This is a genomic window from Allobosea sp. 05T433 (assembly GCF_056396065.1).
This window is the reverse complement of record NZ_JBFTKS010000011.1, coordinates 117011-133982: the sequence shown is the minus strand read 5'-3', so window position 1 is coordinate 133982 and position 16972 is coordinate 117011. Positions and strand designations below refer to the sequence as shown.

14 protein-coding genes are annotated in these 16972 nt (G+C 64.4%); 7 read left to right on the top strand and 7 right to left on the bottom strand.

Annotated elements, in window-relative coordinates; genetic code table 11:
• The first annotated feature begins 5 nt into the window (after window positions 1–5).
• The 4 genes from trpC (at window position 6) to lexA (ending at window position 3294) form a co-directional block, all read left to right on the top strand.
• The gene (trpC, locus tag AC1DGP_RS17220; protein ID WP_476775403.1) at window positions 6–815 is read left to right on the top strand and encodes an indole-3-glycerol phosphate synthase TrpC; all 810 of its coding nucleotides are present in this window, start codon (window positions 6–8) and stop codon (window positions 813–815) included.
• Window positions 812–1300 (top strand): cyclic pyranopterin monophosphate synthase MoaC, encoded by a 489-nt coding sequence (gene moaC / locus AC1DGP_RS17215; RefSeq protein ID WP_441505546.1) that lies wholly within the window; start codon window positions 812–814, stop codon window positions 1298–1300. The genes trpC and moaC overlap by 4 nt, the downstream gene beginning before the upstream one ends.
• The gene (locus tag AC1DGP_RS17210; RefSeq protein WP_476826672.1) at window positions 1297–2508 is read left to right on the top strand and encodes a molybdopterin molybdotransferase MoeA; all 1212 of its coding nucleotides are present in this window, start codon (window positions 1297–1299) and stop codon (window positions 2506–2508) included. The genes moaC and AC1DGP_RS17210 overlap by 4 nt, the downstream gene beginning before the upstream one ends.
• A gap of 81 nt (window positions 2509–2589) precedes the next feature.
• Entirely contained in the window at window positions 2590–3294 is a 705-nt protein-coding gene (gene lexA / locus AC1DGP_RS17205; protein ID WP_441505544.1) for a transcriptional repressor LexA, read from the top strand.
• On the opposite strand, the gene AC1DGP_RS17200 is transcribed toward lexA, so the two are convergent.
• The gene (locus AC1DGP_RS17200) at window positions 3288–5525 is read right to left on the bottom strand and encodes a ComEC/Rec2 family competence protein (RefSeq protein WP_476775405.1); all 2238 of its coding nucleotides are present in this window, start codon (window positions 5523–5525) and stop codon (window positions 3288–3290) included. The two genes, lexA and AC1DGP_RS17200, sit on opposite strands and share 7 nt — an antisense overlap.
• A gap of 158 nt (window positions 5526–5683) precedes the next feature.
• On the opposite strand from AC1DGP_RS17200, the gene gltX reads away from it, so the two are divergent.
• The 3 genes from gltX (at window position 5684) to AC1DGP_RS17185 (ending at window position 9779) form a co-directional block, all read left to right on the top strand.
• Window positions 5684–7102 (top strand): glutamate--tRNA ligase, encoded by a 1419-nt coding sequence (gltX, locus tag AC1DGP_RS17195; RefSeq protein WP_476826654.1) that lies wholly within the window; start codon window positions 5684–5686, stop codon window positions 7100–7102.
• 269 nt (window positions 7103–7371) lie between these two features.
• The gene (gene gltA, locus AC1DGP_RS17190; RefSeq protein WP_441491816.1) at window positions 7372–8661 is read left to right on the top strand and encodes a citrate synthase; all 1290 of its coding nucleotides are present in this window, start codon (window positions 7372–7374) and stop codon (window positions 8659–8661) included.
• 125 nt (window positions 8662–8786) lie between these two features.
• Window positions 8787–9779: a Bug family tripartite tricarboxylate transporter substrate binding protein gene (locus AC1DGP_RS17185; RefSeq protein ID WP_476775406.1), complete on the top strand. Its 993-nt coding sequence runs from the start codon at window positions 8787–8789 to the stop codon at window positions 9777–9779.
• 17 nt (window positions 9780–9796) lie between these two features.
• Here AC1DGP_RS17185 and lpxB read toward each other — a convergent pair whose 3' ends face one another.
• The 6 genes from lpxB to bamA all read right to left on the bottom strand — a co-directional run bounded on the left by lpxB (window position 9797) and on the right by bamA (window position 16949).
• On the bottom strand, window positions 9797–10960 hold the full coding sequence (gene lpxB, locus AC1DGP_RS17180; RefSeq protein ID WP_476775407.1) for a lipid-A-disaccharide synthase: 1164 nt from the start codon (window positions 10958–10960) through the stop codon (window positions 9797–9799).
• Entirely contained in the window at window positions 10957–11817 is an 861-nt protein-coding gene (locus AC1DGP_RS17175; RefSeq protein WP_162768454.1) for an LpxI family protein, read from the bottom strand. Before AC1DGP_RS17175 ends, lpxB begins: the two co-directional genes overlap by 4 nt.
• Entirely contained in the window at window positions 11814–12623 is an 810-nt protein-coding gene (gene lpxA / locus AC1DGP_RS17170) for an acyl-ACP--UDP-N-acetylglucosamine O-acyltransferase (protein WP_113518509.1), read from the bottom strand. The genes AC1DGP_RS17175 and lpxA overlap by 4 nt, the downstream gene beginning before the upstream one ends.
• A gap of 38 nt (window positions 12624–12661) precedes the next feature.
• Complete coding sequence (fabZ, locus tag AC1DGP_RS17165) at window positions 12662–13120, bottom strand: 3-hydroxyacyl-ACP dehydratase FabZ (protein ID WP_043236894.1); 459 nt, start codon at window positions 13118–13120, stop codon at window positions 12662–12664.
• A 210-nt stretch (window positions 13121–13330) separates the two neighbouring features.
• Window positions 13331–14392: a UDP-3-O-(3-hydroxymyristoyl)glucosamine N-acyltransferase gene (lpxD, locus tag AC1DGP_RS17160; RefSeq protein ID WP_441505539.1), complete on the bottom strand. Its 1062-nt coding sequence runs from the start codon at window positions 14390–14392 to the stop codon at window positions 13331–13333.
• 37 nt (window positions 14393–14429) lie between these two features.
• A complete protein-coding gene (gene bamA, locus AC1DGP_RS17155) occupies window positions 14430–16949 on the bottom strand; it encodes an outer membrane protein assembly factor BamA (RefSeq protein WP_441491820.1) in 2520 nt (839 codons plus the stop codon).
• Window positions 16950–16972 lie beyond the last annotated feature (23 nt).

Sequence of the window (16972 nt, the reverse complement as noted above, 5' to 3'; positions counted from 1 at the left end):
ACGTCATGAGCGACATCCTCGCCCGCATCGAGGCCTATAAGCGCCAGGAGATCGCCGCTGCCAAGGCCGCGGTTTCCCAGGCTGAGATCGAGCAGCGCGCCCTGGCTGCCGGCCCCGTGCGTGGCTTCACGGCCGCTCTTGCCGCGAAACACGCGGCCGGCAAGCCTGCATTGATCGCTGAGATCAAGAAGGCCAGCCCGTCCAAGGGGCTGATCCGCGCCGATTTCGACCCGCCATCGCTGGCACGCGCCTATGCCGATGGCGGCGCGGCCTGCCTGTCCGTACTGACCGATGCCCCCTCTTTCCAGGGACAGCCGGAATTCCTGCAGCAGGCGCGCATGGCAAGCGGCCTGCCCGCCCTGCGCAAGGATTTCCTCTATGACCCCTATCAGGTCTTCGAGGCTCGCGCCTGGGGCGCCGACTGTATCCTGATCATCATGGCCGGCGTCGATGACGGGACAGCCCGCGCGCTGAACGAGGCGGCAAAGTCACTCGGCATCGACGTGCTGGTCGAGGTTCACAACGAAGCTGAGCTCGATCGCGCCCTCGAGCTCGACAGCCCCTTGCTCGGCATCAACAATCGCGACCTTCGCAGCTTTGCCGTCGATCTCGCCGTCACCGAGAGACTTGCACCGCGCGTCCCCGCGGACCGCATCATCGTTGGCGAGAGCGGCATCTTCAGTCATGCCGACATCGCACGGTTGCAGCGCGCCGGCGTCAACACCTTCCTCGTCGGCGAGAGCCTGATGCGGCAGGACGATGTCGCCGCTGCGACCCGTGATCTCCTGACCGGTTCTGCGCGCAGCGCAGCATGAGCAAGCTCAGCCATCTCGACGCCAGCGGCCAGGCCCATATGGTCGATGTTGGCGACAAGGAGGAGACCTCGCGCATCGCTGTCGCCGAGGGCTGTGTCGTCATGCAGCCCGGGACCCTGGCGATCGTGCGCGATGGCGACGCCAAGAAGGGCGACGTGCTTGGCACGGCGCGCCTGGCTGGAATCATGGCCGCCAAGCGCACGCATGAACTGATCCCGCTCTGTCACCCGCTGCTGATCAGCAAGATCAGCGTCGACCTCACCCTGGACGAGACATTGCCCGGGGTGCGCGTGAGCGCTGAGGTCAAGATGAAGGGACAGACCGGCGTCGAGATGGAGGCGTTGACCGCTGTCGGCGTCGCCTGCCTCACAGTTTACGACATGGTCAAGGCGGTCGACCGGGCGATGCGGATCGAAGGCATCAGGCTCGTCCACAAGTCAGGTGGAAAATCCGGCACCTTCGATCTCCCGGAAACTGCGCGATGAGCCTCACGCCCGTCCCCGTCGCCCTGAAGGCGCTAATCGACAGCGTTCCGGCACCGACACCATCAGAAACCCTGCCACTCGCACAATGCGTAGGGCGCGTGCTCGCCGCCGACCTGCAGGCGCTTCGGACCCAGCCCCCCTTTGCCAACTCCGCAATGGACGGATACGCCGTTCGCGCAGACGATATTGCGCCGGCAAATGAATTGCGTGTCATCGGCGAATCGGCTGCCGGTCGTTCCTTCTCAGGGATGGTCCGCTCCAATGAGGCTGTTCGCATCTTCACCGGTGCTCCGATTCCGGAGGGCGCCGATACGATCTTGATTCAGGAGAATGCGGACGGCGTCGGCACTGCGACGATCCGCGTGCGCGAGGGCGCCGAGCGCGGCAAGTTCGTTCGTCAGGCAGGATTGGACTTCTCCGAGGGCGAGGTGTTGCTTCTCGCCGGCAGCCGGCTCGACAGTGCGAGCCTCGGCCTCGCGGCAGCCATGGGCCACCCCATGCTCACTGTGCGTCGCAAGCCACTGGTCGCGATCCTCGCGACTGGCGACGAACTGGTCCAGCCCGGCGAGCCGGTTGGACCCGACCAGATCGTCGCGTCCAACAGTTTTGCGCTCGCCGCGCTGGTCGAGCAGGCCGGCGGCACGGCGCTCGATCTCGGGATTGCCCGCGATGATCATGCCGATCTCGCCGACAAGATTGGCCAGGCACGGAAGGCCGATGCCGATGTGCTGATCACCCTCGGAGGAGCCTCGGTAGGTGAGCACGATCTCGTCCAGGCAGCGTTGATCGGTCAAGGCATGGCGCTCGGCTTCTGGAAGATCGCCATGCGGCCGGGCAAGCCGATGATGATGGGCCGCCTCGGCCGCATGGTCGCGCTCGGCCTGCCCGGAAACCCCGTCTCGTCCATCGTTTGCGGACATCTCTTCGTCGTGCCCCTGCTCAGGACCCTCCTGGGCGTACCGGAACCGGAGCGCGATCTGAGTGAGCCTGCAATCGTCGGAAGAAATTTGCCGGCAAATGATGAGCGGCGAGACTATATGAGGTCGGAACTGACGCTCACTCCGGAAGGATGGCTGGCAACGCCCTTCGCCAAGCAGGATTCGTCGATGCTGGCCACTCTTGCCCGCGCCGACGCGCTACTCATTCGCGAATCGTTTGCTGCGCCGGCAAACAAAGGCGACAACTGCCGGATCATCCGCCTACGCTGAGCGCGCTTGCGGAACACAACGCGAACCTGTATGGTGTTCGTGCTTTGTTTCGATTCCATACAAAGAGCGCCGGCGGGAACCATGCTGACACGCAAACAGTTCGAACTGCTTCGTTTCATCCAGGAACGCCTGCGCGAGACAGGGGTGCCCCCCTCCTTCGACGAGATGAAGGACGCGCTCGATCTGCGCTCCAAGTCCGGTATCCATCGCCTGATCATGGCGCTGGAGGAGCGCGGGTTCATTCGCCGCCTTCCCAATCGAGCCCGAGCGCTGGAGATCATAAAGCTGCCCGAAGGGGCCGGCGGCCCTCAGGCGACGCGCGGACGGTTCAGCCCCTCCGTCGTCCAAGGGGGGCTTGGCAAGGTCCGGCCGATCGCACCGCCCCCGGACGAAGATGTGCGCTCCACGGTTGCGATTCCGGTCATGGGGCGGATTGCCGCCGGTACACCGATTTCCGCCATCCAGAGCCGCAGCCATACCGTGGCACTGCCTGCCGACATGCTTGGCCCCGGTGAACATTTTGCCCTCGAGGTTCGCGGCGACTCGATGGTGGAAGCCGGCATTCTCGACGGCGATACGGTGGTGATCAAGCGTCAGGACACGGCCAATACCGGGGATATCGTCGTGGCTCTGATCGATGACGAGGAAGCAACGCTGAAGCGACTGCGCAAGCGCGGCTCCTCGATCGCGCTCGAGGCTGCCAATCCCGCCTATGAGACAAGGGTGCTGGGACCGGACCGCGTCAAGATTCAGGGCCGCCTGGTCAACCTGATGCGGCGCTACTGAAGCGGCTCGTGTTCTTCGACAGCCGCCAGCGGCAAAGCCGGCGTGCTTGCAGGCCGCTCCCGCTTGCGGCTCCAGGGACGATCGACACCATCCTGCTCTGATAGATGGGCGCGCCAGCCGCCCTTGTTGCCGACAAGGGCGGTCGCGCCATCGCGCGACAATGCCCTGCGGTCGATCAGTCGTGCTGCGCACGGAGCGTTCCACGGAATCGGCGTGATGACCAGATCGGCGCGCCGACAGTCCTCGACGATGGCCAGGCGATCACGTGCAAAGGCAACGCTTCGTCCATCCTTGCTGCGGACGACACAACCCAACGTGTCGCAGGCCGCGCCTTCCCGCAGGCTGTTGTCGTCAGTCCGGCGATTATCGCCATCTGCGTTCAGCCATTGCTGCAGCACGAAGCGGCTCGGTTGCCCCGCCAGGATCATGCGACCATCGCCCCCGCGGACCAGGATGCCGGAACCATCGCGTTCGATCAGGATGTCGGGCCTGTCGGGCTTCGCTGCCACGAGCAGTCCCGCGATCAGGGGGGCGACGGCCAGGAAGCGCAGCGGTGTCGTCCAGAGCGTGATCCAGAGAAGCGCAGCGGCAAAGCATGCGAGCGCCGCGGCCCCGAATGCAGGAATGATCACCGCGGAGTGGTCGAATCCCGCAACCCAGCGCGCGGATTGCAGCACATAGTCCGAAGCGACTCCCATGAGCGCCCAAGCCGGCCAATCCAGGCCGAAGGGATAGGCGAGCACGCCGAAGACAGCGGCAGGCATGACGATCAGGGAAACGAAGGGCAAGGCGAGCGCATTGCCGAGCAGACCGAAGGGGTTGAAGGTCTGGAAGTGATAGGCACCGAACGGTGCGGTTGCGACCGTCGCCAGCACGGTCGTGACCGTGAGCCCGACCACCGCGATCCAGATCGGCCGTAGCGGCCAAGGCAGGTTCGCCGGCGCCTCGGAGTGGCCGCGATCCTCCCAGCGCTCGGCAAAGGCGATCAGCGCCGCGACAGCGCCAAAGGACATCTGGAAGCTTGGACCAAGCAGCGCGTCAGGCTCGCGCAGCAGAACGATCATCGCAGCGAGAGCCAGATTGCGCATGCTGAGCGCCGGGCGATCGACGAGAATCGCACCGAGCATGACCAATGTCATGATCAGCGAGCGCACCGTCGCGACCTCGGCTCCCGAGAAGATGCAATAAGCCGTGGCGCCGAGCATCGCGGCCAGGGCGGCGAGTTTCTTTATGGGCCAGCGCAATGCCAGCGTTTGCGATAGCGCCAGCAGGCCACGGACCAGGCCGAAGATCGTGGCGGAGGCCAGCACCATGTGAAGGCCCGAGATCGAGATGATATGATAGATTCCGGCCGCGCGGAGGTCGATATTGGTCGCCTCCGTGATGAGGCCGCGCTTGCCAGTAACCAGCGACGCCGCCATCGCGCCAGCCTGCCCTCCCCCGATCCCGGCGATGCGCTCCGTCAGGGCATTGCGCGCCCGGTCGACCGTCGCGCGTATCTGAAGCTCGAGCGGTGGCTGCAAGGGTGGTGGGGCGAGCGTGATCTTTCCGGGGATGGTCCCGACTGCACCAAGCCCTCGGAAGAAGGCGTCGCGCCCGAAGTCGTAGCCACCTGGTCGCACTGGACCGGGCGGCGGCAGGAGGCGCGCGACGGCAGCGATGTGATCGCCCGGCGAAACCGAACCACCTTTGACGTTGACCCGAACCCGCCGTGGCAGGCGTTCAGGCTCCACCCCGGCAATGCCGGTCACCAGGATCACGAGGCGCGCGCCGGCGTCGCGCGCCTCGACCGATTCGACAAAGCCGGTGAGTTGTCCCACGCGCATTCGATCGAGCATCGGTGCTGCGATCGTCGCCGTGCGCCAGGCCGCGGCACCAAAGCCGGCGAAGATGGCAGCAAGGCCGACGCAAGCGAGCATGACCGGGCGTCGGGCGCGCGACAGCGCTGCCATCGCAGCGGAGACGCCAAAGCCGGAGAGCGGGACCCAGAAGGATGGCTCGCGATCAGCCGCGAAATAGAGCAGAATGCCGGCTCCCATCAGCACCGGCAGCCAGAGAAACAGCCTTCTTCGTCCGGCCTCGATCGCGATGGCGCCCAGGAAGCGCGCGCGCCATTCGGCGAGAAACAACCGAATGGCAGCGTCCTGAAACCATATCTCGGGAATGCGGAATGGTACGGCGCGAACACGCGCGCCGCGCAGCCGGCTCGGGTCTGGCGGCGCCTCGCGCATAGGCCGTCCCTCGGTCAGCCAACCAGATGCGATCTTGCGCTTAACGTCGGCCCCATCAGCATGTTACAGGGGCGGCGTCGGTTGTCATGTCCCTTCGACGTCTTGTTCCTCTGCCGCTCTGTCGGCCTCATTTCCCGTCCTGCCGGAGCCTGCCTTTCATGAGTGATGCGGTCGTTACGCGCTTCGCGCCGTCTCCAACCGGATTCCTGCATATCGGCGGCGCGCGTACCGCGCTGTTCAACTGGCTCTATGCCCGTCGCCATGGCGGCAAGATGCTGCTGCGCATCGAGGACACCGACCGCGAACGCTCGACCGAGCCGGCCATCGCGGCGATTCTCGACGGCCTGTCCTGGCTTGGCCTCGATTGGGACGGCGAGACCGTCTACCAGTTCGCCCGTGCGGCCCGGCACCGCGAGGTCGCCGAGCAGATGCTCGCCGCCGGGAAGGCCTATTATTGCTATGCGACACCGCAGGAACTCGAGGAGATGCGCGAGAAGGCGCGCGCCGAGGGCCGTCCCATGCGCTATGACGGACGCTGGCGCGATCGCGATCCGGCAACCGCGCCGGCCGGCGTGAAGCCGGTCATCCGCCTGCGCGCGCCGCAGACCGGAGAGACGGTGGTCGAGGACGAGGTGCAGGGCCGCGTCGTCTGGCAGAACGAGAATCTCGACGACCTCGTGCTGCTGCGTTCCGACGGCAACCCGACCTATATGCTCGCTGTCGTCGTGGACGACCATGACATGGCCGTGACCCATGTCATCCGTGGCGACGACCATCTCACCAACGCCGCCCGCCAGACCCAGATCTACCAGGCGATGGGCTGGCGCGTGCCGAGCATGTCGCATATCCCGCTGATCCATGGGGCGGACGGCGCGAAGCTCTCCAAGCGCCATGGTGCGCTCGGTGTCGATGCCTATCGCTCCATGGGCTATCTGCCGGTGGCCCTGCGCAACTACCTCCTCCGGCTGGGCTGGAGCCATGGCGACCAGGAGATCTTCTCGACCGAAGAGATGGTCTCGCTGTTCAATCTTTCCTCGATCGGCCGTTCCCCGGCACGCTTCGACTACGCGAAGCTGGAGAGCCTGAACGGGCTCTACATGCGCCAGTCCGATGATCGTGACCTGCTTGATGCACTGAAGAGCATCTTGCCGGAAATCGGCCCCGCGCACGGCCTCGGCCCCGAGCTCGATCCGGCTCTCGAAGCCAAGCTTCTTGCTGCGATGCCGGGATTGAAGGAGCGAGCCAAGACGCTGATCGAGCTGCTCGACAGCGCCTCCTATCTTTTTTCCAAGCGTCCGCTCGCACTCGATCAGAAGGCGGCGACGCTGCTGGACGAGGGCGCCCGCCAGCGCATGCCCAGCCTGGCAGAGAAGCTTGCCGCGGTGAACGACTGGACACCGGCTCCGCTCGAGGCCGCGGTCCGGGCCTTCGCCGAAGAACATGCCCTCAAGCTCGGACAGGTGGCGCAGCCGCTGCGGGCCGCACTCACCGGACGGAGCCAGTCGCCCGGCCTGTTCGATGTGATGGCGGTGCTCGGCCGCGAGGAAACGCTCGCTCGTCTCAGCGATCAAACGTGATCAAAGGCGGGGCAGCCCCGCCTTTGTGATTGGTTGAACCCCAAGGGCAAATGGGCTAGTGACGCCCCATATGCCGAGGGTGTCCGAAGCGGCGCCCCGGTATGAATATTGCTTTAATATCAGTCGGATGTACCTTCCTTTGCCTGCAATCCCGTCACATGGCCGTTACGCAGAGCCACTCGGATGATGATTGCCGTTCCGGCACCCATTCGTGCCGGCTCGGATGGAACGAAGATTGATCAGCAGCGAGCCTGAAAGGATCGGTATCGATGAGCGGAACCAACAGCCAGCTGAGTGTGGACGGCAAGACCGTCGACCTGACGGTCAAGACCGGATCGATCGGCCCATCCGTCATCGACATCAGCAAGCTCTACGCACAAACCGGGATGTTCACCTATGACCCCGGCTTCACCTCGACCGCGAGCTGCGAGTCGGAGATCACCTATATCGATGGCGACGAGGGCGTTCTGCTCCATCGCGGCTATCCAATCGAGCAGCTTGCCGAGCATGGCGACTTTCTCGAGACCTGCTATCTCTTGCTTTACGGAGACCTGCCGACCGCGGCGCAGAAGGCGGATTTCGACTACCGCGTGACGCGCCACACCATGGTGCACGAGCAGATGGCCCGCTTCTTCCAGGGCTTCCGACGCGATGCGCATCCGATGGCGGTGCTGGTGGCCTCGGTCGGCGCGATGTCGGCCTTCTATCACGACTCGACCGACATCTCGGACCCGCAGCAGCGCATGATCGCGTCGATGCGGATGATCGCCAAGCTGCCGACGCTGGCTGCGATGGCCTTCAAGTACACGATCGGCCAGCCCTTCGTGTATCCGCTGAACTCGCTGGACTACACCTCGAATTTCCTGCGCATGTGCTTCGCGGTGCCGGCGGAGGAGTACAAGGTCAATCCGGTCCTGTCGCGCGCGCTTGACCGCATCTTCATCCTGCACGCCGACCACGAGCAGAACGCCTCGACCTCGACCGTGCGTCTTGCCGGTTCCTCGGGCGCCAATCCCTTCGCCTGCATCGCAGCCGGCATCGCCTGCCTCTGGGGCCCTGCGCATGGCGGCGCCAACGAGGCGGCCCTCAAGATGCTCGAGGAGATCGGGTCGGTCGACAACATCCCGAAATACATCGCCAAGGCGAAGGACAAGAATGATCCGTTCCGCCTGATGGGCTTCGGGCACCGCGTCTACAAGAACTACGACCCGCGCGCCAAGATCATGCAGAAGACGACGCATGAGGTGCTGAACGAGCTCGGCATCAAGGACGATCCGCTCCTCGATGTCGCGATCGAACTCGAGCGCATCGCGCTCAGCGACAGCTACTTCATCGAGAAGAAGCTCTATCCGAACATCGATTTCTATTCGGGCATCACCTTGAAGGCGATGGGCTTCCCGACCTCGATGTTCACCGCGCTCTTCGCACTCGCCCGCACCGTCGGCTGGATCGCGCAGTGGAAGGAAATGATCGAGGATCCGTCCCAGCGGATCGGCCGCCCGCGCCAGCTCTATACCGGCTCGCCGAAGCGCGATTACACGCCGATCGGCCGTCGCTGAGAACAATCTGACACAGTCTTTATGACGCAGGTCGAACCCCACCGGATTAAACAATCCGGTGGGGTTTATCATATGGTGCGCTGCCATAACCTCGCGTTTCGCAGAGCAATGACGGGAAACGCCAGATGGACCGCCTCACGACACCGAACCGCCGCGCCTTCATCGCTGGGGCCGGGGCATCCGCCCTCGTAGCCGGCAGCGGGCCCGCGCGGGCTCAGAACTTCCCGACCCGGCCGATCATGCTTGTCGTGCCGTTCGCAGCCGGCGGCTCGACGGATATCGTTGCCCGCCTCGTCGGGGCAAAGATGGCGGATTCGCTCGGCCAGCAAGTGGTGATCGAGAACCGCGCCGGCGCAGGCGGCAATGTCGGCTCGACCGCGGTCGCTCGCGCCGCACCCGACGGTTACACGGTGCTGATGGGCACGATCTCGACCCATGCCCTCAATCCCGCGATCCTCAAGGTGGTGACGTTCGATCCGGTCAAGGATTTCACGCCGATCTCCCTGCTGGCCGTGGTGCCCAACGTCATGGTCGTGCACCCGAGCTTTCCGGCCAAGACGGTCCAGGAGGTCGTCAAGGTCCTGAAGGACAATCCCGGCAAATACTCCTACGCCTCATCGGGAGTGGGTACGCCGCTGCATCTTTCGGGCGAGCTGTTCAAGTCGCTGGGCGGCGTGAGCATGAACCATGTGCCCTATCGCGGCGCTGGCCCGGCTCTGAACGATGTCGTGGCTGGCGCCGTGCCGATCATGTTCGACAACCTGCCCTCCTCCGCGCAGTTCATTCGCAGCGGCCAGCTCCGCGCGATCGGCGTTACCACGAAGGAGCGCGTGCCCTCATTCCCGGAGATACCGACCATCGCCGAAGGCGGTCTTGCCGGCTATGAAACCTATACGTGGAACGCGCTGTTTGGCCCGGCGAATATGCCAAGGGCAGTCGTTGAGCGCCTGAACGCCGAAGCCAACAAGGCCCTGACAGACCCCAATGTGAAGCAGCGCCTGAACGATGTCAGTGCCGTCATCGTCGGCTCGACACCGGAGGCGCTGGGCGAACACGTCAAAGTCGAATTCGCGAAATGGGGGCCCATCGCCAAGGCATCCGGTGCGGCGCTTGAATGAGCGCTGCACCGCGCTGATCAAGCTGCCAGCAGTCCCAGGGCGGCATTGACCGCGTTCTCGGCCGGGCTCGCCCCGGCCGATTTCATGATGCGCTCGACATCTGCGAAACCCGCAAGCTGGGCCTCGCGCGCAGGCCCCTCGCTGAGGACCGCCAGCACAGCTGCGCTGAGCGCTTCGGGCGAGGCCTCGTCCTGGATGAACTCGGGAACGATGCGCGTGCCGGCGACGAGATTGGGCAGGATCACAGTCGGTAGCTTGATCAGCCTGCGCGCCAGCATCGCCTCCCAGGCCGCGCCGCGATACGCAGCGACCAGCGGTACCTGTGCCAAGGCGAGCTCGAGCGTCACGGTCCCGGAGGCCGCGAGCGCTACGCGCGCCGTGCGAAAAGCGGCAAGCTTGGCGTCTTCGCCATCGACGAGACGGGGCTTCACCGACCAGGTCGAGACAGCCTCTTCAATCATGCCGCGCAGATGCGGCACGGCCGGCAGCACGAAGCGCGCGCCGGGCACCTCGTTCGCGATGAGCGCGACCGTCTCGCCGAAGGCCGGCATGAGGTGGCTGATCTCCGAGCGACGGCTGCCGGGAAGGACCAGGATGTCCGGCGTTGAAGGAGCGTTGCGCCGCACCTGTTCCTCGGCGCTTGGCCGTAGCTCGGCGAGCCGCTCGATCAAGGGGTGACCGACATAGATCGTCTTCGGTCCGCCCAGCCTTTCCAGCGCAGCGGGCTCGAAGGGTAACAGCGCCAGGATGCGATCGACATGTGGCGCCATCTTGCGGGCGCGGCCAGAACGCCAGGCCCAGACGCTGGGGCAAACCCAATGCGCAATCGGGATTGCGGACGATGCCCGCCGGACTTTTTTCGCGACGCGCAGCGAGAAATCCGGGCTGTCGATGGTGAGCAGGAGATCAGGCGCGAAAGCAACGACCCCCTTGGCCGCATCAGACATGCGCCGGAGCAACAGGGGCAGCCGAGCCAGGACCGGACCAAACCCCATCACGGCGATATCGGATTGGGGAAAGAGCGGCCGCAGCCCCTGCGCGATCAGGCTCTCGCCGCCGACGCCCACGATCTCGAGCGGGCGATCCCCCAACCGCTGCCGCAGGACGGTGAGAAAACGCAGCGCCAGAGCATCTCCAGACGCTTCGCCCGCAATGACGGCGAGCCGGAAGGGCCGGATCACGCGACGCCCTCGACGAACAGGCCAAGCTCGTCGGCCAGTGCGCCCAATCGAACGCTGTCTCCGACAAGCACATTGCCGGCGCGAAGTGCGATGCCGGAGAGTCCAGCCTTGGCCGCGTTCCGCAGGGTTTCAGGTCCGATCGCCGGCATGTCGACGCGCAGGTCTTGGCCGTCCTTGGGGGCCTTGACCAGAACGCCGTCGCCCTTGTCGATCTTGAGACGCCCTGCGCTTACCAGCTCGGCGACGCGCCTGATCATGGCGTCGGTACCCTCTGCAGCCTCAATTGCCACGATACGATGATCGGCAACGATTGCGGCCTGACCGACATCGAAGGGCGACAAAGCCGCCAGCAAGGAGAAGCCATGTTCGATGCCGTCGCGCGCCACGGCCGAGACGCTGCGGCGCCCCAGTGGGCCGAGCGGCGCGGTCAAGCCCGGAGCGATCTCGGCTGGGCCATGAACGCGAAAACCCCGCCCCTCGAAGAACTGGACCACGCCCTTGAGCAAATGATCGTCTCCGCCGCGAAAGGCGCGAGCGAAATGGGGCAGGTATTTCAGCGTCGAGGGCTCGGGCATCAGCGAGCCAAAGCTCGGCCGCGGCAGCGCGCCGATCATGACGATATCGACGATCCCGCGTCGCTTGAGCTCGTCGAGCAATCGCCCGAGTTGTCCCAGGCGATAGACACGCGAGGATTCAGGATCGAAATCGCTGGGGTTGGCTGCACCGTCGATCGCCGCGATATAAAGCTGATGCCCCCGCGCTGTCGCCAGCCGGGCCAGATGCGGCGGGTATTCGCCGCCTCCGGCTATGATCGCGAGAGGAAAGGCGCCGGTCGCTGCGTCGCTGCCCGTGCTCACCGGTCGGGCGCGTTGACGTCGCGCGGAATGCAGATGGCGCGGTCGCTGCCCGAGCGGATGAAATCGAGGATCTCGAGCATCAGCGGGTGCGACGCAAATTCCGTCGCCACGTCTTCGACGCGCTCGGCCAAGGTGCCTTCATCGGCGAACAGCAGGCGATAGGCGCGCCGCAGCTCATGAATCTGCTCCCGCGAGAAACCACGCCGCTTCAGCCCGACCAGATTGAGCCCGGCCAGATGCGCAGGATTGTCCCGCACCATGCCGAAGGGAATGACATCATTCATCACGCCGGCGCCGCCGCCGATGAAGGCATGCTCTCCGATGCGAACGAACTGGTGGAGCCCCGTCCCGCCACTGACGATGACATAGTCGCCAACCTTGACATGGCCGGCGCTCATCACGTTGTTCGAGAAGATGACGTTGTTGCCGATCTCGTTGTCGTGGCCAACATGCGAATTGGCAAGGAACAGGCAGCGGTCGCCGATGACCGTCTTCATGCCGCCGCCTTCGGTGCCCGGATTCATCGTCACGCCTTCGCGGATCATGCAATCCGCGCCAATCGTCAGCGTCGACGGCTCGCCGTGATATTTGAGATCCTGCGGCGGGTGGCCGATGGAAGCGAAGGGGTAGATCCTGGTCCGGGGGCCGATCGTGGTTCGGCCGGCGATTGCAACGTGGCTCAACAGCTCAGCGCCGTCCCCGAGAACGACATGGGGGCCGACCGTGCAGAACGGACCGATAACGACCCCCTCGCCCAGCTGCGCAGCCGGGTCGACGACCGACATCGGATGGATAGTCGCACTCATGAAAGTTCTGTCCTGATTTCGACGGAAAGCGGCTGGCCTTAAGCCACCATCGCAGAGATCTCGGCCTCCGCGACAAGCACGCCGTCAACTTTCGCCTCACCGCGATAGAACCAGATATTGCGCTTGCGGGCGACCTTGGTGAGGTGGAAACGCAGGGTATCGCCCGGCACGACCGGTTTGCGGAACTTGGCCTTGTCGATCGTGGTGAAGAGGACGGACTGTACCGCTTCCTCGTCAATTCCCCGCGCGCTGACGACGAGCACGCCGGCGGTCTGCGCCATGGCCTCGATCATCAACACACCCGGAAAGACCGGACGGCCAGGAAAATGTCCGGTGAACTGGGGTTCGTTGGCGGTGACGTTCTTGATGCCAATGCCGGACTCGTCGCCATTCATCTCGATGACACGGTCGACGAGAAGGAACGGATAGCGGTGGGGAATGCAGGCCATGATCTTCTGAATATCGGCCACACCCAGCGATGTCGTCGCGTCGGTCATGCTCTCCCGTCTCCCGCGCAGGCCTGCCGGCTTCGCCCGCAAAGTTGTATCGTTTAAATCGATGCCGGAACAGGAGGTTGCGGCTGGCGCCGGGTTCCTGTCAGCTTCTATGCCCGTTTGCCGGAAATGGTACCGGACGATCAAGCGAATTCGACACGAGGCCCACTCTTCGCATGGATTGCGAAGGCTGCCTCGCGCTCTCGCGTATCCTCAGCTCTCCGAACCGCCCGAAGACTTGCCGCGCTTTGCAACAAGAGATTTGAGAAGCGCTGTCTCGCGCGCCCAGCTGAGCGCCGGCTGCGCGGGATAACCGCCATAGCGCGCGCCGCGAGGGATGTCACCGGCGACGCCGCTCTGGGCGGCAACCTGCGCGCCCATCCCGACCGTGAGATGGCCGGCGAGGCCAACCTGGCCACCCAGCACGACGAAATCTTCCAAAGTCGTAGAGCCGGCGATGCCAACCTGCGAAACGATCACGCAATGGCGGCCGATGACGCAGTTATGGCCGATCTGAACGAGGTTATCGATCTTGGTACCTTCACCGATGACCGTATCGCGGCTGGCGCCCCGGTCTATGCAGCTATTGGCGCCGATCTCGACATCATCCTGAATGATGACCCGCCCGATCTGCGGCACTTTCATATGGCCCTTCGGGCTCATCGCGAAACCAAAGCCATCCTGGCCGATCCGGACACCCGGGTGAATGATGACCCGGTTTCCGACCAGGGCCGATTGCAAGGTGCTGCCAGCGCCGATCGCACAATCACGCCCGATCCGGACCTGGGGGCCGATCACGGCATGCGAGGCGATCACGGAACCGGCGCCGATCTCGGCACCGGGGCCGACCACGGCACCCGGATCGATCGTGACGTTATCCTCGATCCTTGCCGTGGCGTGGACGAAGGCGCCCGGCGCGACCCCTTGCGAGCCAAAGACCGACCGTGGCTTGAGCGCATCGGGATAGAAGCGCGCCATGATCCGGGCAAAGGCATGGTAGGGCGCGGGCGATACGAGCGCGACAGTGCCCGCGGGAACACGGGCAGCGAACCGGGAAGAAACCAGGCACAGCCCCGCCGAAGTCCCCGCCAGCGCATCCGTATATTTGGGGTTGTCCATATAGGCGATGTCATCGGGCCCGGCGGCCTCGAGTGCGGCCGCGCCGGTAACGAGCCGCGTGGGCTCCACGCCCTCAGGCAGAGCAGCCCCTGAAATGGCAGCGACCTCGCCGTAGCTCAGCGAGGTCGCGATCGGGAAGAATTGAGGTTCTGACATGCAATGGATCCGTGCGGGGCGTTGCCGCCCCGCCGCGTCAGAAGCGGGTGCCGCCGGAGAAGCGGAAGGCCTGCAGACGGTCGCCGCCGTAACGGACGCCGGTGATCGGATCGCGCGTGCCCTCATCCTTGCTAAGGGCATAGGCATAGTCAAACCGGATCGGCCCGAGCGGCGACTGCCAGAGCAGGCTCGCGCCGATCGAGGAGCGGATGACGTTCTTGTCGCGAACGCAGGCCACGTTGCTCTGGAACTGGGACGTGCTCGGGACATTGAACTGCCGGGGCTCCGACCCGCCCGGGCAAAGCCCGTTCGTCGTCGGGATCGGGCTGGTGATCACCTTCGAGCCGCCATCGTAGTCGAACAGCGTACCGGCATCGGCGAAGATCGCGCCGCGCAGGCCAAGGTCACGCGGCAGGCCCCAGATCGGGAACTGCACTTCGACCGAGCCACCGAAATACGACTGGCCGCCGAGAGCGTTGGCCGTCGGGTCGTTCAGCACGTCGCGCGGACCGATGCCCGACGGAGCGAAGCCACGCACCAGGCTCGGGCCGAGGAAGTAGTGATCGACCATGCGCAAGGTACCTTCCGTCGCCTGGACGTGACCGCCCTGGACCCGGAGGAAGCCGACGACATCGTCGAAGATCTCGCGGTAGTAGCGCGCATCCGCCGCGACACGAAGGAACTTCGAGTCGCCGCCAAGGCCCGCGAATTCCGGCTTCAACTCCGCAATGAAGCCGTTGCGCGGTGTCTGGTAGTTATCAAGCGAGTTGTAGTTCAGCGTCACGCCCGCAAGGGAGGTCAGCGTTTCGCCGCGGGCTTCCTTGACCGCGAGCGTCGCTTCGCCATTAGTCACGCAGTTGAAGTTCTGCGTTGCTGCAAATCCAGAGCCGGGCGCTCCAGGCGTAATCCCGGGGATCGGGAACGAGCAGTCGTTATACGGACGGCTCGACGTATTCGGGATCTTGATCTCGGTCGTGTAGAGCGAGTAGCGCGGCGTGATCGAGAACTCTTCCGTAATGGGGAAGGTGAACCGCAGCTGACCGCCGGTCACACGGCTTTCGTAGCGGCCGATATTGTAGTTGTCGTTGTACTTCGAGAACAGATCGATACCGGCCGCGATACGGCGACCGAGGAAATAGGGCTCGGTGAAGGAGAAATCGATGCCCTGGGTCCGCTGCCCCAGCGTGCCGGCAATCTTCACGAACTGGCCGCGGCCAAGGAAATTGGATTCCGACAGCGAGACTTCGCCGATGACACCGTCAGACGTCGAATAACCGCCCGCGATCGAGAAGGAGCCGGTGGCCTTGTCCTCGACGTCGATGTTCATGATCACCCGGTCAGGCGCGCTGCCCGGCTCATTGGTGATGCGAACCTTGTTGAAGAAGCCGAGATTGTTCAGGCGCCGCTCGGCGCGATCAACCATCACCTTGTTGTAGGCATCGCCCTCACCCAGATCGAGCTCCCGGCGAACCACATAGTCGCGGGTCCGCGTATTGCCGCGCACATTGATGCGCTCGACATAGACCCGCGGACCGTCTTCGACGACATAGGTGATGCCGATCAGGCGGCCAGCGGCGTCACGCTCACCGCGGGGGCGAACCTGCGCAAAGGGATGACCACGGCGGGACACCTCGGTCGTGAGGTTGACGAGCGACTTTTCGACCGCCTCGGCATTGTACGTATCGCCAGCCGAGGTCGCGAGGAGCCTTTGCATCGTCGCCGAGTCGATATCGCTGAGCTGCGAATCCACCGCGACGTTGCCGACCTTGTACTGCGGCCCTTCATCGACCGTGACGTCGATAACCCAGCCACCCTTGGCGTCATCGAAGCGCGCGTCGCTCGCAACGACCCGGAAGTCGGCATAGCCGTTCTTCAGGTAGAAGCGGCGAACCAGATCGAGATCGGACGCGATACGGTCGGGATCATAGACGTCGGAGGTCTTGATGAAGCTGAGGAAATTCGATTCCGTCGAGCTCATCAACCCGCGCAGACGCGATGCCGAATAGGCGCCGTTACCCGCGAAATTGATTTCCTTGATGCCGGTCTTGCCGCTCTCGACAATGGTGAAGACCACGTCCGAACGACCGTTGGGCAATGGCGCGATACGCCCGGAGATCGTCGCAGTGCCGTAACCGGCCCGGCGATAGACCTCCTTCAGGCGCTGCACATCGGAGTCGATCAGCGCCTGGCTCAGAGGGCCACGCGCCTTCGATTCGACCTGTTGCAGCAGGATCTCGCTCTTGAGGCGCTTGTTGCCTTCGAAGGCGACGCGATTGATCGTGTCGTTCTCGTGAACAGAGATCACAGTCTGGTTGCCGCGGCGGCTGACCTGGACGTTCGAGAACAGTCCGGTCGCCATCAGGCTCTGCCGAACCTCCTGCGGACCACCCTGCCCTGCATAGGACCGAATGGTCTCCGCGTCGACGCGGCGGTTGCCTTGGACAATCACGGCCTGCGCAAAAACAACGCCACCGCTAACGGCCAACATAAAGGCCGAAAGTCCGACTGATCGAGAGAGCCGCATTTTGAAAGACCGGCTCTTTGGGGTCGACGTCATCGGGTCGCCTATTCCATTTAGTA

What these genes read in the sequence shown, in the direction of transcription:
- AC1DGP_RS17210 (WP_476826672.1), top strand. Translation starts at nt 1,297, where the DNA reads ATGAGCCTCACGCCCGTCCCCGTCGCCCTGAAGGCGCTAATCGACAGC.
- moaC (WP_441505546.1), top strand. Translation starts at nt 812, where the DNA reads ATGAGCAAGCTCAGCCATCTCGACGCCAGCGGCCAGGCCCATATGGTC.
- trpC (WP_476775403.1), top strand. Translation starts at nt 6, where the DNA reads ATGAGCGACATCCTCGCCCGCATCGAGGCCTATAAGCGCCAGGAGATC.
- lexA (WP_441505544.1), top strand. Translation starts at nt 2,590, where the DNA reads ATGCTGACACGCAAACAGTTCGAACTGCTTCGTTTCATCCAGGAACGC.
- lpxA (WP_113518509.1), bottom strand. Translation starts at nt 12,623, where the DNA reads ATGAGTGCGACTATCCATCCGATGTCGGTCGTCGACCCGGCTGCGCAG.
- fabZ (WP_043236894.1), bottom strand. Translation starts at nt 13,120, where the DNA reads ATGACCGACGCGACGACATCGCTGGGTGTGGCCGATATTCAGAAGATC.
- AC1DGP_RS17200 (WP_476775405.1), bottom strand. Translation starts at nt 5,525, where the DNA reads ATGCGCGAGGCGCCGCCAGACCCGAGCCGGCTGCGCGGCGCGCGTGTT.
- lpxD (WP_441505539.1), bottom strand. Translation starts at nt 14,392, where the DNA reads ATGTCAGAACCTCAATTCTTCCCGATCGCGACCTCGCTGAGCTACGGC.
- gltA (WP_441491816.1), top strand. Translation starts at nt 7,372, where the DNA reads ATGAGCGGAACCAACAGCCAGCTGAGTGTGGACGGCAAGACCGTCGAC.
- gltX (WP_476826654.1), top strand. Translation starts at nt 5,684, where the DNA reads ATGAGTGATGCGGTCGTTACGCGCTTCGCGCCGTCTCCAACCGGATTC.
- AC1DGP_RS17185 (WP_476775406.1), top strand. Translation starts at nt 8,787, where the DNA reads ATGGACCGCCTCACGACACCGAACCGCCGCGCCTTCATCGCTGGGGCC.
- bamA (WP_441491820.1), bottom strand. Translation starts at nt 16,949, where the DNA reads ATGACGTCGACCCCAAAGAGCCGGTCTTTCAAAATGCGGCTCTCTCGA.